The organism is Phenylobacterium sp., from assembly GCF_020253645.1.
GTDB lineage: Bacteria > Pseudomonadota > Alphaproteobacteria > Caulobacterales > Caulobacteraceae > Phenylobacterium.
On sequence record NZ_JADCBG010000127.1, the window covers coordinates 1 to 15,279 of the forward strand.

Genomic DNA, 15,279 nt, shown 5'->3' on the forward strand with positions numbered 1-15,279 from the left:
CCCAGCAGCGTCACCCTGCCAGAGGGTTAATTTAAGAATGGTTAACTCGGTAACCTTGATGGCGAGTTCGTTAACCCGGTTTGCGAATCACCTGCAAGCCCCGCCATCCCTGCGGCCGATCGCGGCCGTTGAATCTTTTGTGATTGGACGTTTCGGGCGAATACCTATGGCGCAAACGGACTGGCGAAGCGTCAGCCGAAACCCATATCCTCTGGTGCTGGCGATCCCGCCAGCTGGCACAAGGGTGTAGTGATGTCCCTGGATCTGGATGCTGATCCCGGTCCCGCAGGCCTTGCGGAAGCGGGCGCCGGGCTGTCCCCCGCAGACGGAGCGGAGGAGATCGACCTCTCCGCGCCTCTGGAGGCGCTTCCCGCCCAGGCCTTCAGCCTCTCCGACGAGGTTCGCTTTCATCCTGCACGGAGCCTTGGCGCAGCGCTTCTCGCCGGCATCGCCCTCGGGCTGCTGATCGGTCGCTCGCTGCAGACCCTCCGTTCATTGAGAAGCTCGAGCTGAAGCAGTCTCTTCAACCTCCGTCTTCACCGCCGATTAAGGCTGTAGGACCCACTCTCTGAAATCCGAGTCGCTGGGGGAGTCTGCGTCTTGCAGAACCTTGTCGAAGCCATCGAGAAGGTCGAACCCCTGGTGGTCACAGGTCGGGTCGCTGCTGTCTCCGGCCTCCTTATCGAAGCCCGGGGTGGAATGACGCGGCTCGCCGTCGGGGCCCGTGCGGAGATTTCCCGGCGGGGCGCCGCGCCTCTTCCCGCTGAGGTTGTGGGGTTTCGGGAGTCCAGGGCGCTTCTCATGCCCTTCGGTCCCGTCGAGGGGGTGGCGCCGGGCGCCGCGATCCAAATCCGGTCCGAAGGCGCCAGCGTTTATCCCACCACTGCCTGGCTGGGGCGTATCGTGGATGCGTTCGGCGACCCTATCGACGGCAAGGGGCCCTTGCCCAAGGGGCTCGCCGCCTATCCGCTGCGCGCCTCGCCGCCACCCGCCCACGCTCGCGATCGCGTAGGTCGACGTCTGGATCTTGGCGTGCGGTCAATGAACGTCTTCACCACGTGCTGCCGGGGCCAGCGTCTGGGCGTTTTCGCCGGCTCCGGCGTGGGCAAGTCGGTGCTGCTCTCCATGCTTGCCCGGCAGGCGGAATGTGACGCCGTGGTGGTGGGTCTGATCGGCGAGCGAGGCCGTGAAGTTCGTGAGTTCATCGAGGAGACCCTGGGCGAGGAAGGACTGCGGCGGGCGGTCGTCGTCGTTGCAACCTCCGACGAGCCCGCTCTCAAGCGAAGGCAGGCCGCCTACATGACCTTGGCCATCGCAGAGTACATGCGGGACCAGGATCTGGAGGTTCTGTGCCTCATGGACTCGGTCACTCGCTTCGCCATGGCCCAGCGTGAAATCGGTCTGGCTGCCGGAGAGCCGCCAACTACAAAGGGTTACACGCCGACGGTCTTCACCGAGCTGCCGAAGCTGCTGGAGCGAGCCGGTCCTGGTCCCATTCGGCCGGACGGCGCTCCGGCGGGGCCCATCACCGGCCTCTTCACGGTCCTGGTGGACGGCGACGACCACAACGAGCCCATCGCGGACGCCGTCCGCGGCATTCTGGACGGCCACATCGTCATGGAAAGGGCCATCGCCGAACGCGGGCGCTTCCCGGCCATCAATGTTCTGAAGTCGATCAGCCGCACCATGCCCGGTTGCCAGGACACGCGGGAGCAGGCCATCGTCCGCGACGCCCGACAGGTCATGTCGGCCTACTCCAACATGGAGGAGCTGATCCGCATCGGAGCCTACCGAACCGGAGCGGACCCCCTCGTCGACCGGGCGATCACTCTCAACCCGGCGGTCGAGGCCTTCCTGGGGCAGGACAAGGACGAGGTGTCGAGCCTCGCGGACTCGTTCACGCGTCTTGAACAGATCCTTGCGGGTGCACCGGCGTGAGCTGGGACCAGAGCCTGATCCGGATCGCCGGATATGAAGTGGAGATCCGGCAGAAGCGTCTCGCCGAGGTGGTGGCCCGGCGGGAAGCGGCCGAGATGCGGCTCGTGATGCTTGATTCAGAGATCGAGGGGGAGGCCGCCTTCGTCCGGAGCGAGCCTTCCGCGAGCTTTCACCACCCGGGCTACCTGGTGGGGAGCAAGGTCCGCCGGATACGCATCCTGGGTGACATCGATCTCCTCATTGCCGAGGAAAGGGGGGCGCGGGACGCCCTCGCGGAAGCCTTCGAATCCCAGAAAAAGTATGAGCATGTGGCCGACGCCATGGCGCGTCGGAGGGCGCTGGAGGCCAACAGGCGGGAAACCGCCGAGCTGGACGAACTCGGAGCCCGGCAAGCTGCGCGTGGCTCCGCACCTGGCTCCTGAGGCCTACTTTTCCGCCGATGTGGGACTGAGGTCTGGATCATTTGCGCGGCGCAGGGCATGAATGTCGTCACTGAGGCGGAAGAGGGCGACATAAAGTTCGCAGAACGCCCGCCAAAGCAGGGCCAGCACGCCGATCACGAGGACCCCGCCCACTAGAACCCCAAATCCGAGCAGGAAACCGAAGGGTGACTGTTCGCGGATCGCCACTCCAACCGCGGTTCCAATGAAGCCGAAGCCGACCAAAGCCGTGACGCCGAGCCCGGACCAATAGATCAGGTGGATGACCTGCCGGGTCATCAGCGTCTCGAAGGACATCAGATCCCAAAGCATGTTGGTCGTGAACCTGGCCGGCCGGCTGTTCGGTTTCGGATCAAACATCAGCTTTCCACTTGAATAAGGGGCGCCGCCAGCGACGGGAACCTCGCTAGCAGGCCCTTCCCGCGCCTGCAACTCGCCCGGGGATCTCGAATCAGGCGCATCAGATCACGCCTACGGTCTTGAGCCGGGCTCTCGGATGGACCTCATTCTGGCTCATGACGGGGGTTTGGCCCCTGAAGCGTTCAATCAGTGACCGGACATAGGGACGGATGCCGGGGCTCGTGAGCAGGACCGGGGATTCCCCGACCTGCGCCGCGCGCTCAAATCCGTCGCTAACGCTGCGGATGAACTCCTGAAGGCGGGACGGCGCCATGGAGAGCTGGCGATCCTCGCCCGCCCCCACCAGCGACTCCGTAAAGGCGTTCTCCCATTCGGGGGACAGGGTGATGATGGGAAGAGCGCCGTCGTCCCCGCGGTGAGCGAAGCAAAGCTGCCTGGACAAGCGGGCCCGGACCTGTTCGACCAGATTGGTCAGGGATCCGCTGTGCGGCGCCGCCTCGCTCAGGCCCTCCAGGATCGAGGGCAGGTCGCGGATGGAAACGCGTTCACGGAGCAAGGCCTGCAGAACCCGCTGGATTGTCGTGACCGAAACGACGGAAGGCACGATGTCATCCACCAGCTTCTTGTGCTCGGCGGGCAGGTCCCGAAGCAGCTTCTGGACCTCCGCGTAGGAGAGCAGGTCGGGCATGTTCTCCTTGAGGATTTCGGTCAGGTGGGTTGTCAGGACTGTCGAGGGATCGCCGACCGTGTAGCCTCGGAAGGCGGCTTCCTCACGGAGGCTTTCCTCTATCCATGTGGCCGGAAGCCCGAACGCCGGCTCGCGCATGTGTTCACCCGGCAGCTCGACCTGGCCTCCCCTTGGGTCCATGGCCATGAGCGACCCCAGTCGGACCTCGCCGGCGCCCGACTCGAGTTCCTTGATGCGGATCAGGTAGGCTTGGGAGGCGAGCCGCATGTTGTCCAGGATCCGGACCGGCGGCATCACGAAGCCATACTCCGAGGCGAGTGTCTTTCTCAGGGCCTTGATCTGGTCCGTCAGCCGGCGGCCCTCGAGGTCGTTGATCAAGGGCAGAAGGCCGTACCCGAGTTCGATCTTGATCTCGTCCATGGCCAGCGTCTGGGCGATGGGCTCCTCGACCTCCTCGCTCGGCGATACGGGTTCTGTCGCGCCAAGGACCTCGGCCAGCCGTGTGTCCGAGGATCTTCGCCAGGCCAGCAATGCAGCTCCGATCGAGAGAACTGCGAAGGGAAGCACCGGCATTCCCGGAATGAGGGCGAGCACTCCTGACGAAGCGGAGACCATGCCCAGGCTGATGGGATTCATGGCCAGCTGCGCGACCAGCGCCTTGTCCGTGGTTCCATCCACCCCCGCGCTCGAGACGAGGAAGCCCGCTGCAATCGAGACGATCAGCGCCGGGATCTGGGTCACCAGCCCGTCGCCGATGGTCATCAGAGTGTAGGTGGTGGCCGCCTCACCGAGCTGCATTCCATGCTGGAGGGTCCCGATCAGGATGCCGCCGATGATGTTGATCGCAACAATGATCAGCCCGGCGATGGCGTCGCCCCGGACGAACTTGGAGGCGCCGTCCATCGAGCCGAAGAAGGTGGACTCCTGCTCCAGCTCCTTTCGCCGGCGACGGGACTCTTCCTGGTCGATAAGCCCTGCGGAGAGGTCGGCGTCGATCGCCATCTGCTTGCCGGGCAGGGAGTCCAGGCTGAACCGCGCCGCGACTTCGGCGATGCGACCGGAACCCTTGGTGATCACCACGAAGTTCACGATCACGAGGATCGCAAAGACGATGAGGCCGATGGTGAAGCTGCCACCGGTCATCAGTCGACCGAAGGACTCGATGACCTGCCCCGCGCCGTGGACGCCCTCGTGGCCGTGGGAAAGGATCAGCCGGGTCGAGGCAATGTTCAGCGCAAGGCGGAACAGGGTCGTGACCAGCAGAACGGTAGGGAAGGCGGTGAAGTCCAGCGGCTTCTTGATGAACAGAGAGGTCATCAGGATCAGGACCGAGGAGGCCAGGGAAATGGCCAGCAGCGCGTCCAGCAGGAAGGGCGGGACCGGAATGATCAGAAGGATCAGGATCGCCACAACGCCCAGGGCGAGCGCCACCTCGCCTCGGCGCAGCCATTGGATGACCAGGGCGGAAGTCACTCTCTGCCGGGAGGATGCGCCTAGGGGCGTGTCGGTCACGGGTCAGGTCCTCAGGCGGCGCTCGCGCCCATCTGCGGAGCCGGAACGCTCACCCCCGCCTCGGAGTACTCCTTCAGCTTGTTCCTGAGGGTGCGTATCGAGATGCCGAGGATATTGGCGGCATGGGTCCGGTTGCCGAGACAGTGCTCGAGCGTCTCGAGAATGAGCTGCTGTTCCATGGCGGCGACAGTCTGGCCGACAAACCCCCGGGAGACCGCTTCAGCGGCGCTGACCGCCGCCTGGGCCGTCCGGGCCGCCGGGTCGGCGGGTCCGAGGGGCTGGCCGTCCGGAAGACGGATGGCCGTTTCGTCGATCTCCGGGCCTGCGGCGAGGAGGACCGCCCGGTGCATGGCGTTCTCAAGCTCCCGGACGTTCCCCGGCCACCTGTGGGCGAGCAGCCTGCGGCGCGCCTCGGCCGAGAGAGCCCTCGGGGGAACTCCGTTCGCCGCTGCATACTTCCGGATGAAGAACTCCGCCATGGGAAGGATGTCTCCGGTCCGCTCGCGAAGGGGCGGCAGCCGAAGATTGACCACGTTCAGTCGGTAGAGCAGGTCCTCGCGGAAGGTGTTCTCCGCCACCGCCCGGGTCAGGTCTCGGTTCGAGGTCGCGAGGATCCGGATATCGACCTTCACCGGCTGAGCTCCGCCGACACGATCGATCTCCCGCTCCTGGATCGCCCTCAACAGCTTGGCCTGAAGCCTGGCGTCCATCTCCGAGATCTCGTCGAGGAGCAGGGTGCCGCCATTGGCTTCCTCGAACTTACCGATCCGGCGCGCCAAGGCGCCGGTGAAGGCGCCCTTCTCATGACCGAAGAGCTCGCTCTCGAGGAGGTTCTCGGGGATCGCCGCGCAATTCACGGAGATGAAGGGCTTGCTGCTGCGCCGAGACTTCAGGTGAACGTGACGCGCGACGATCTCCTTTCCGGAGCCGCTTTCCCCGGTGATGAGTATCGAAGCCTCTGAGGGGGCGACCTGCTCGGCCATGGCGATGACGGCGCGCATGGCCGGGTCCTCGGCGATCATCGGCCTGTTGTCGTCCGAGACCGCCGCCAGAACCGCTGCGATCATTTCCGCCTCTGGGGGGAGTGGAATGAACTCCTTTGCGCCCGCTCGGATGGCGTCCGCAGCCATTCGGGCGTCGGCATCCACGCCACACGCCACCACTGGCGCGCGTATCCTTTCGGCTTCGTTGGCTGCGATCAGGGCGGCGATGTCGAGGGTGTAGTCCACCAGGAGCAGATCTGCTCCCTGCCCGGCCCGAAGAGCGTGGGTGGCCGCCGAAATGGTTTCCACATGGCTGACCTTGGCGCCCTGCGCCATCGCCATCTTCACGGCGGAGGCCAGCTGTCCGTTCAATCTTCCGACGACCAGAAGTCGCATGTTTCCGTCTCCGTTGCGTCGCTCGGTCCTCAGACTTGGGCGTCGCCGTCCTTGATGATTTCCGTCATGGTGACGCCCAGCCGCTCGTCGACGATGACGACCTCCCCGCGGGCCACCAGGCGATTGTTCACATAGATGTCGATGGCCTCGCCGACCCTGCGATCAAGCTCCAGAATGCTTCCGGAATTGAGCTGCAAAAGCTGCGAGACGCTGACGGTGGCGCGCCCCAGGACCGCAGAAATGGCCACAGGCACGTCGAAGATCGGGGCGAGATCCGTCGCCGTTTTCTCGCCACCGTCGATGTCCGCGCCGGCCGACGGGACTTCTGGACCCAGTTCATCCAGTTCAAGTTCGTTCTCGCTCATGACGTCCTAGCCTTCTCCACCGGGTTCCAGGGGTTCAGCATGCAATCCTTCCGTCGCCAGGGCGGTTCGGAGCGCGTCCCGGACACGGCCCTCAGCCTCCTCCGGATCGAACGAGGCGGACCCGTCTCCGAAGTCCAGGGTGAAGGCGGCTCCGGTATGGCCATTGTCCTCCCGGACCCAGATTTGCCCGGCGAAGCCGGCCGCCGCGGCTGTCGCCGACAGAGCTTCCTGGAGGCCCGCCCCCATGCCCGGGGCGACGGAGACCAGAAGTCGGGGCTCGGACTCGATCTCCCGGGCCAGGCTCTCCAGGGCCTTCTGAATGGCGGCCTGGGGAAAGAGGTCGAGGACCTCCCCCGCAATGGCTTTTCCGCAGGCCAGTGCGAGGGCGGCGGACCCCTCTCTATGGGCGTGGGCGACGTGGGCCAGAACGCCGAGGCCTTCTTCGACGCTACGAGCGATCCCGGCGAGGGCCCGTGCCTGGAGCCCGGCCATGTCGGCCAGCGCCTTCTGCTCGCCCTCGGCGTAGGCCTGGGCGCGGACCTCCGCGACCTCTTCGGCGGTATAGAAGCGTTTCGGGCGCGGACGCGACTGGGAGACGTTCCCAGTCCCGTCAAACACGGTGTCGAAGCCAAATTTCTCGAGGATGGGTTCGCTCATCAGTAGATCAGCTCATCATCGCCGCTGGCGCCCGCCAGCATGATTTCGCCCTTTTGCGCCAGGTCTTTCGCCGTCTGCACCATGGCCATCTGCGCTTGATCCACATCGCGCAGTCGGACGGGGCCCATGTTCTCCATGTCCTCCCGCAGGATTCGGGCCGCGCGCTCGGACATGTTCGAGAAGAACATGGTTCTGAGATCCTCCGAGGCGCCCTTCAGGGCGAGGCCGAGCTGGGCCTTGTCTACGGCCCGCAGGAGGGTCTGGACGCCGCCCGGATCCAGCTTGGAAAGGTCCTCGAACACGAACATCAAGGCGCGGATCCGTTCGGCGCTGTCGCGGTTGCGCTCCTCAAGGGCCGAAATGAATCGCGTCTCGGTCGCCCGGTCGAAGGTGTTGAAGATCTCGGCCATCATCTCGTGGCTGTCGCGCTTGGAGGTGCGCGCCAGGTTCGACATGAACTCGGTGCGAAGCGTTTGCTCGATCTTGTCCAGGATTTCGCGCTGGACAGGCTCCATCCGCAGCATGCGGGTGACGCACTCCATCGCGAAATCCTCCGGAAGGGCGCCCAGCACCCTCGAGGCGTGGTCCGGCTTGATCTTGGAGAGAACGACGGCAACGGTCTGCGGGTATTCGTTCTTCAGGTAGTTGGCGAGGACGCCCTCGCTCACATTCCCGAGCTTGTCCCACATGGTCCGGCCGGCCGGACCACGGATTTCCTCCATCAGGTTATCGACCTTGTCGGGGTCGAGGAAGGAGGCGAGGAGCCGCTGGGTCTGTTCAAATGAGCCCATGACCGTGCCGCCGCCGGACACATTGGAGATGAACTCGACCAGAAGCGCCTCGACCACCGCGGAGGTGACGTTGCCGAGGGTCGCCATGGCCTGGGAGATCTCGCGAATCTCCTCATCATCCAGCATCTGCCAGATCGCCGTATGGTCTTCACCAAGGGTCAGAAGAACGATGGCGGCCTTCTCGGGACCCGTCAGCTGGGAAGGGTCCATGATCGGAGCTGATCTCTGAACCGCCCGGCTCATGTGGGTTGGTGCAGCCAGGTGCGAAGCATCGCCACCGACTCCTCAGGATTGGCTTCGACGAACGCGGCCACACGCTTGATCGAGCTGGCCTTCACCTGACCCTCGATCCTCGCGATCTCGATACGCTGCTCCATCTCGGTCTGGTTCGGTCCCGGGAGGGCGAGGGGCTCGCCTGTGGACGGATCAGTCGGAAGCATCATGGTTTGTCCGTCGGCCGTGGTGACAAGTCGCGTCACGCCCTTCCTCGGGCCTGCACCGCCGCCGAACAGTGGCCGGACCACGAAGAAGATGGTCAGAAGGGCGACGATCAAGAGGATCACCCACTGGATGATCTGCATGATGTCATTCTTGTCGAAACCCATCAGCGGGTTGGCGGCGACAACCCCGCCCCCGAGCCCGTCGGCGCCCGGGAACTGGACGTTGATCACCGTCACCTGGTCGCCGCGCTGCTGGTCGAAGCCAACTGCGGTCCGAACCAGCTGCTCAATCCTCTGCATCTCCGCCGCCGGTCGGGGGGTGTAGGCGCCCGGCCTGCCGTCCTGTCCGGCCGGAGCGGTCGTCCCGTCCACCGCGACCGCCACCGAGAGCCGCTTGATCTGGCCAGGCTCCTTCACCTCGGTCCGGACGGTCTTGGAGATGTCATAGTTGGTTGTCGTGCCGGTTCGACCCGATGTCGACGCTATCAGGCCGTCAGGATTGGGCGGCGCGCCCGGGATATTGGCCGCTGCGGTGACCTGCCCGGTCTGGTTGGGCTGGTTCTCGTTGGCCGTCTCTTCACTCGTCGTCTCCGAACGGACCACCTGACCGTCCGGATCAAAGGTCTCCTCCTGGATCGTCACCTGCGAAAGGTCGAGTTCTGCTGTGACGTTGACTCTCGCCTTGCCAGGTCCGACCACGCCCTCGACCAGGTTCTTGACCGTCTTGGCGATCCGGGCCTCGACCGCCGACTTGCGTCCGTCGGCGGCCATCGCGTCGCCCTCCGACCCCCCCGAGAGGGTCTTGGCGTTCTGGTCCACGACGGTCACCCGATCGGGCTTCATGTTCGGCACGGCGCCGGCCACCAGGTTCTGGATGGCGCGCACCTGTTCCGGGGTGGGTTCCCGGGCGCCAACGGAGATGCTGACCGAGGCGGAAGGCTGCTGAATCTCGTCCTCAAAGAGCTCCCGCTTGGGGAGGACCAGATGCACCCGTGCCGAAGCGACCCCGTCCAGGCTCTGGATCGTGCGAGCCAGCTCGCCCTCTAGCGCCCTTTGTCGGTTGAGTTGCTGGACGAAATCAGTCTGGCCGACGACGCTGGACTGGTCGAAGATTTCGTAGCCGACCGAACCCGCCGTGGGCAGCCCCTGGCCTGACAGCAGGAGTCGCGTCGAGGCGACCTCATCCCGCGATACCATGATGGTCGAGCCGTCGCCCTTGACCTCGTAGCGGATGTTCGCCTGATCCAGGGCCTGGGTGATCCGACCCGCCTCCTTGAGGTCGAGGTTCGAATAGAGCAGGGAGTTCGGCGTTCCCAGGTTCATGAGTACAGCGGCGACGGCTGCGACGACGCCGATGCCGATGCCGACAAAGGCTGCGAGGCGCCCCAGTCCGAACCTCTGTATCGCAGCCAGGAACCCGTTCACGGTCCGAAGTCTCCCCGCGACGGCAACAGGGTGAGCAATTCCTGCCGACGCATAGGCAGGAATTACCCAGTAGTTGGTAAACGAGGCGTTTACAGGGCCCGCGCAGCCAGCGGAGGCGACCTAGCCTGCCCAGGGCGCAAGACCGCCCCAGAGCCCAAGCAGAACTGCGAAGATCAAAGACGCCAGCGAGGTTGCAACAAAGCCGGCCCGCCTCACAGGCGTCCAGCTGTCCAGCCTCCGCCCGCTGCGTAGCACCAGGGGCGCCATGCCGAGCGTGAGAAGGGAGAGAAGGCTTGCGACAAGGGCGCACGCCGAGGCGGCGAGGGGCAGAAGTCCGGGCCAGTCGAAGATCACCTTCCCCTCTGTGGCGGTGAGCCCCCAGGCCAGGGCGAGTCCCATGGACAGAAGCCAGAGAATGGACTGGAGACCCTGGAACAGACCCGCCCGGGCCTGAATGTGGGTCTGTCTGAAGTCCCGCCTGTTTCTGAACAGGGCGACCCCAAGGGTGGCGAGGGCTGCGAAACCCGCGGCCGCCGCCGCCGAAGCCAGGACCCCCGGCCGGCTCCAGAAAGGAATGCGCTCGAACACCTGGCCATTGACCGAGGTCAGGATCTGACGGGCCTTGCCCCGCTCCGGGAGAAAGACAAGCCGTTGCCATCCGGCGTCGGAAATGAATCTGCCGCCGGCGGCGGCGCCTTCCGGGACCCAGGTCTGGACGCGGCCCCCGGTCATGGTGACAAGCCGACCCTCCGGCGTCACGTGCACCTGCATCTGTCCCTGGAGCCTCAGGAGCATGCCTTCAAGCCCTGAATAAGCGCGCCGTGACCCGAGGTATCGCCCCTCGTAAGGACTCCTCACGGCCCAGAGTTCCGGCGAGGCGGGCCGTGGCCAGGCCGCAGGACGCCCTGAGAGCCTCTCGACAATCCGGCTGGCGAGCCGCTCGGTCAGCGCATGGCCCGTATTCGTATTCGTGCTGACGAAGACGCCGAGGCGCAGCTCGGGCGCCAGGGTCATGTTGCTCATGAATGTCAGTGTGGCGCCGTCATGGCCCAGCCCCGACAGGTTCCAGGGAAGCGGGTAGGAGATAAACCCGTGCGGCCATCCGTTGACGCCGGGGGGTGTCCGCCGGAGGGGTTGCTGCAGCGCGCGGGCGGTAGAATCCCCATAGATGCGGGCTTCTCCCACCTGACCCGCATTCAGGAGGGTGATCATATAGCGCGCCATGTCACCGGCGGTCGATGAGGCCGAGCCGGCGGGTGCGATCTGGCCGATGTACTCGAACGGCTCGCGCGCATAACCCGACCCCGTCCAGGAGAAACCCTCCGACAGGTCGGCTGAGAGATGGGGCGGCATGGGGGCGGGCAGCCCCGGTCTTGCGGGCCTGGGCTCCCGGAAGGTGGTCCGGCTCATGCCCATGGGCTCGAAGAGGCTCTCCTCCGCAAGACGTTCGAAGGTCTTGCCGGAGACCCAGGCGGCGGCCTCGCCGGCCAGGGCGACGCCGTAGTTCGAGTAGCTTGAAATCGAGCCGACCGGACGAACCCGGCGCGGCCGCTCCTGGCGCAGATAGTCCTCAAGGCTGCGGACCCGTTCTGGATTGCGCTCGAAGAGGTGCCCCAGGGCGCGGTCCTCGAAGCCGCCCGAGTGGGACATCAGGCTGCGAAGGGTCACCGGCGAGGCGTAACCCTGGTCGCGAACCTGCACGCCTTCCGGCAGGAAGAGATTGATCGGCGCATCAAGTCTCAGGCGGCCCGCCTCCGCCTCCTTCATGACAGTGAGCCAGGTGAAGGTCTTGGACACCGACCCCAGACGGAAAAGGGTCCGGTCAGGGTCGACAGGCCGCCAGGGGGACAGGCTCGCGGCGCCGTAGCCCTTCTTCAGCAGAATCTCGCCATCCTGGACAATGGCCACAGTAGCGCCGACGATGTGGTCCCGGACCAGGGAGTCTCTCACGATGCCGTCGACATAGGCTTCGAGGTCCGCAGGGGGTTGGGCGGGCCCTTGGGGGCTTGTGACGGCGGGCGCGGGCCTGGGGGCGGGGCTTGCGGCCTCGATGGATTGACCTGTCGATACCGAAGGGGCGAGGACAAGGCCGAGCACCCCAAGGACCAGTCCGACCGTCCGATTCAGGCCGCTGCGCCCGCTCACGGCGTCCTCGCCGGAAAGACGTAGAGCGGCAGGATCGGGCGCAGCTGCGGGCCGATGTAGACCTGTGGCTCTGATGGCGGCCTGACGCCCTCGCGGACTTCCCTCTCCGCCACACAGGTCCGGACCAGGCCCGCGAGGGAGGGGAAATCCCGCGCCGATCCCGTGCTCTGAAGAAAGCACTCGTCGAAGAAGGGATACCGGTTCGACTCGCCGCACCCGAAGGACGTCCGGTCCGGCCGGGCTGCAGTAAGGACCATCCGGTTCGCCGCGCCCAGGCCGGGGACGAACACACCGGAATAGCAGGCCGAGATCACGGCGATCGTCGGCCGCGCCCCGCAGGTCCGGTCGAGGATCGCCGAGAGCAGGCCCGGGGCCAGAATCGCCTCGTCGACAATCACCCCCTGAGGCAGGCCGTGTGAGGTGAGGTAGACAAGGCAACCGTCAGGCGCCCGGGCCGTGAGACGGGTCATCGAGTCGAAGATCGCCCGGATGTCGGACTTCTCCGGACGTTCAGGCTTGTAGCGCTCGGGCCGGACCGAGAACTGCAGGATGTTTCCGGGATCGAACCCCAGGCGCACCAGTTCCCCGGCCACGTCCCGCCGCGCATTGTCGAACGCCTCGGTAGGACCGCCGCCAGACCCCTTCCAGTCGCCTGCGACGACCAGCGCCGCCCAGGACCTGAAAGGGGATTCGGCCGCCGCGCCCGCCGCCCACCCTTGCAGGAGGGCCACGACCAGAAGGACCTGCAGGGCGCGGGCGAGCATCTAGCTCTTGTAGGACTTGAAAGGGGTTGGAACCGCCGTTCCCGTCGCCTTGGCCAGAAGCCGACCCTCGGGGTCGAAGAGTTCGCCCTCGGTGAAGGCCAGGGTCCGGCCCCACTTGACCACCCGGCCGACGCCCCGGATCGCGCCCGGCGCAGCGGGCCGAAAGAAGGAGGTCTTCATTTCCGCCGTCGGGGCCACGTGGGTCATCCCCGAAGCGACCATGCAGGCCACCGACATGCACTCATCCAGCATGGCGCAGAGGTAACCGCCCTGAACCTGCTTCATCGGATTCAGGAGCAGTTCGGGGCGAGCCTCGAAGGCGACTTCCACGGACTTCTCGGCCTGGTTGACGGCCGTGATCCTGAATCCGAGGGTCTGCGAGCCGGTCGGCCGGTTCTTGCTCCGGTGAAAACGGGCGAGGATGGCCTCGTCGGTCAGAGGAGCCTCAGGCGGCCTTGCATCATTCTCAGTTGCGTTCTCGGACACGGCGCAGCCTCACTTTTTCCTGAAGTGATCGAGGGTGACAACGTTCGGCGCGTCGGCCTCGGGGAGAGGCGGCGGCTCCACGGCCGGGGGCGGGGCGGGCCCGCGGCTCGCAGGGGCCTCTTCAGCCTCGAACTGCAGCAGGAACTGAACGGTGGGGTCATAAAACCGCGTCAGGGCCGCATAAGGGACCGCAAGGGATTGGGGGCGGCCGCCGAACTTCAGCGTCACGCCAAAGCCCTGCTCGCCCACGTCGAGATCCCAGAACTGGTGCTGGAGAACGATGGTCATCTCATCCGGATACCGGGCCAATAGCTCCTCGGGCCCCTCAACCCCGGCGGCCCCTGTCTTGAACGTCAGATAGAAGTGGTGCGCGCCGGGAAGCCCGCCGGGCGCATCGGCGCGCTTCAGCGCGGCCTTCACCACGCCTCGCAGGGCTTCCTGAGCCATCGCCTCGTAGTTCATGAGGTCTTTAGCGGGGGGGTCCTGGGCCATTCGGGTCCTGTCCGGAGGGGATAGGGGGCCAAACTAGCGCGCCCGGGCTGTCGCGCAAGTTTCCATGCCGGCGCCGGCATGTATCCGTCGCCGGAGGCGCCCGAACTTTCGAAGGCAAGGTGGAGGGGTTCTGTTGCCAGGCCCCCTCCCGGCCCCGCCTGACGCTGCTAAGACGCCAGGGCTTCAGGTCGAAACCCGTCGGGTCGCTTACGCGGCCAGACGAACTTCTTCAGCGAAGTTATCGTTCGCATTTAGTTTAAAGCCCGAAACGGTGGGCCAGGCCGGGAGAAAGCAACACCTTTACACGTCTGTCGATGCTGATCGGCCCCGCACCGCTCCGCCGGGGCGGAGGAAAGGTTCTGGTGGAGCCGCCGGGAATCGCACCCGGGTCCAGTTCGCTTATTTCGTGCGCGTTTATCCCCATAGTCCGGCGAACCGGACGCCTCAGATATAGGCCATTCTCGGCGTTTCTCAACATCGAGCGTGCGATCTCCGCCATCGCGCGTCCGCAGGACGTGATTTCGCTATTCACCCTTTGCCGGATTCGGGTCAGCTTGGATTCAAGACGGGAGGGTGAAATGTCAAAACTTTTCGCTGAGTTCGTAGGAACCCTGGTTCTTGTGCTGTTCGGGTGCGGCGCCGCCGTCCTGGGCGGCGTGGAGAATGTCGGCCAGCTGGGAATCTCGCTGGCCTTCGGAGGCGCCATCATTGCGATGGCCTACGCCATAGGCCCGATCTCGGGTTGCCATGTGAATCCCGCCGTCAGCCTCGCGGCCTTCATTGCCGGCCGCATGCCCTTCCGGGACATGATCATCTACTGGATCGCCCAGTTCGCCGGCGCCCTGGCGGGCGCAGCTCTCCTGGCCTTGATCGCAGGGTCGACGGCCAATCTGGGCCAGAACGGGTGGGGCCCCGGATACCTCGGCGAGTTCGGCCTGGCGTCGGCTCTGGCCTTCGAGGGGATCATGACGGCCCTCTTCGTCATCGTGGTGCTCGGAGCGACGACCGACCGGGCCCCCGCCGGCTTCGCGGGTCTCGCCATCGGGGTCACATTGGCCGTGATCCACATCGTGGGCATCCAGGTCACCGGCGTGTCCGTCAATCCGGCGCGCAGCTTCGGCCCTGCCGTCATGGCGGGGGGCCAGGCGCTGGCCCAGCTCTGGCTCTTCTTCCTGGCGCCGGCAGTCGGCGCGGCTCTCGCCGCTCTGGTCTACCGCTTCCGCATCCTGTCCTGAAGGGGACTGGCCCGCAGCAAACAGGGGGGGCGGGAGGCGGCGCGGGCCGCTAGACGGCCTCGCCCCCTCTGGTGATTGACAGGACGCCGGTCCGGGCCAGCTCCACCAGGCCCAGCGGCCGCATCAGGTCAATGAACTTGTCGATCTTCGAGGAGGCGCCCG

15 protein-coding genes, 1 other RNA gene and 1 pseudogene are annotated in these 15,279 nt (G+C 65.7%); 4 read left to right on the forward strand and 13 right to left on the reverse strand.

Annotated features, from left to right (window positions below):
• Positions 1–252: 252 nt before the first annotated feature.
• The 3 genes from INE98_RS08915 (at position 253) to INE98_RS08925 (ending at position 2,360) form a co-directional block, all read left to right on the forward strand.
• Positions 253–513, forward strand: a complete 261-nt coding sequence (locus tag INE98_RS08915; protein ID WP_293538328.1) for a hypothetical protein — start codon at positions 253–255, stop codon at positions 511–513.
• A gap of 87 nt (positions 514–600) precedes the next feature.
• Positions 601–1,938 carry a flagellar protein export ATPase FliI gene (gene fliI / locus INE98_RS08920; RefSeq protein ID WP_293538329.1) on the forward strand — a complete coding sequence of 446 codons (1,338 nt, stop codon included), beginning with the start codon at positions 601–603 and terminating at the stop codon, positions 1,936–1,938.
• A complete protein-coding gene (locus INE98_RS08925; RefSeq protein WP_293538331.1) occupies positions 1,935–2,360 on the forward strand; it encodes a flagellar export protein FliJ in 426 nt (141 codons plus the stop codon). The genes fliI and INE98_RS08925 overlap by 4 nt, the downstream gene beginning before the upstream one ends.
• 3 nt (positions 2,361–2,363) lie before the next feature.
• On the opposite strand, the gene INE98_RS08930 is transcribed toward INE98_RS08925, so the two are convergent.
• The 12 genes from INE98_RS08930 to ssrA all read right to left on the reverse strand — a co-directional run bounded on the left by INE98_RS08930 (position 2,364) and on the right by ssrA (position 14,361).
• Positions 2,364–2,675 carry a DUF4282 domain-containing protein gene (locus INE98_RS08930; protein WP_293538332.1) on the reverse strand — a complete coding sequence of 104 codons (312 nt, stop codon included), beginning with the start codon at positions 2,673–2,675 and terminating at the stop codon, positions 2,364–2,366.
• A gap of 163 nt (positions 2,676–2,838) precedes the next feature.
• On the reverse strand, positions 2,839–4,899 hold the full coding sequence (gene flhA / locus INE98_RS08935) for a flagellar biosynthesis protein FlhA (RefSeq protein WP_293538353.1): 2,061 nt from the start codon (positions 4,897–4,899) through the stop codon (positions 2,839–2,841).
• A 50-nt stretch (positions 4,900–4,949) separates the two neighbouring features.
• On the reverse strand, positions 4,950–6,317 hold the full coding sequence (locus INE98_RS08940) for a sigma-54-dependent Fis family transcriptional regulator (RefSeq protein ID WP_293538334.1): 1,368 nt from the start codon (positions 6,315–6,317) through the stop codon (positions 4,950–4,952).
• Positions 6,318–6,346: 29 nt separating this feature from the next.
• The gene (fliN, locus tag INE98_RS08945; RefSeq protein WP_293538336.1) at positions 6,347–6,682 is read right to left on the reverse strand and encodes a flagellar motor switch protein FliN; all 336 of its coding nucleotides are present in this window, start codon (positions 6,680–6,682) and stop codon (positions 6,347–6,349) included.
• A gap of 6 nt (positions 6,683–6,688) precedes the next feature.
• Positions 6,689–7,339, reverse strand: a complete 651-nt coding sequence (locus tag INE98_RS08950; protein WP_293538338.1) for a flagellar assembly protein FliH — start codon at positions 7,337–7,339, stop codon at positions 6,689–6,691.
• Positions 7,339–8,373: a flagellar motor switch protein FliG gene (fliG, locus tag INE98_RS08955; protein ID WP_293538340.1), complete on the reverse strand. Its 1,035-nt coding sequence runs from the start codon at positions 8,371–8,373 to the stop codon at positions 7,339–7,341. Before fliG ends, INE98_RS08950 begins: the two co-directional genes overlap by 1 nt.
• Positions 8,370–9,995: a flagellar basal-body MS-ring/collar protein FliF gene (fliF, locus tag INE98_RS08960; protein WP_293538342.1), complete on the reverse strand. Its 1,626-nt coding sequence runs from the start codon at positions 9,993–9,995 to the stop codon at positions 8,370–8,372. Before fliF ends, fliG begins: the two co-directional genes overlap by 4 nt.
• Positions 9,996–10,115: 120 nt before the next feature.
• Complete coding sequence (locus INE98_RS08965) at positions 10,116–12,140, reverse strand: serine hydrolase (protein ID WP_293538344.1); 2,025 nt, start codon at positions 12,138–12,140, stop codon at positions 10,116–10,118.
• Positions 12,137–12,904, reverse strand: a complete 768-nt coding sequence (locus tag INE98_RS08970) for a C13 family peptidase (protein ID WP_293538346.1) — start codon at positions 12,902–12,904, stop codon at positions 12,137–12,139. Before INE98_RS08970 ends, INE98_RS08965 begins: the two co-directional genes overlap by 4 nt.
• Positions 12,905–13,390 (reverse strand): PaaI family thioesterase, encoded by a 486-nt coding sequence (locus INE98_RS08975; RefSeq protein WP_293538348.1) that lies wholly within the window; start codon positions 13,388–13,390, stop codon positions 12,905–12,907.
• Between the two features lie 9 nt (positions 13,391–13,399).
• Positions 13,400–13,882: an SspB family protein gene (locus INE98_RS08980; protein WP_293538350.1), complete on the reverse strand. Its 483-nt coding sequence runs from the start codon at positions 13,880–13,882 to the stop codon at positions 13,400–13,402.
• Between the two features lie 118 nt (positions 13,883–14,000).
• Positions 14,001–14,361: a transfer-messenger RNA gene (ssrA, locus tag INE98_RS08985) on the reverse strand.
• A gap of 99 nt (positions 14,362–14,460) precedes the next feature.
• Between ssrA and INE98_RS08990 the strand changes: the two genes are divergently transcribed.
• Positions 14,461–15,117: an aquaporin gene (locus tag INE98_RS08990; RefSeq protein ID WP_293538352.1), complete on the forward strand. Its 657-nt coding sequence runs from the start codon at positions 14,461–14,463 to the stop codon at positions 15,115–15,117.
• Positions 15,118–15,166: 49 nt separating this feature from the next.
• Here the strand turns inward: INE98_RS08990 and INE98_RS08995 are convergent.
• A pseudogene (locus INE98_RS08995) lies at positions 15,167–15,279 on the reverse strand (acetolactate synthase small subunit); the annotation flags it as partial.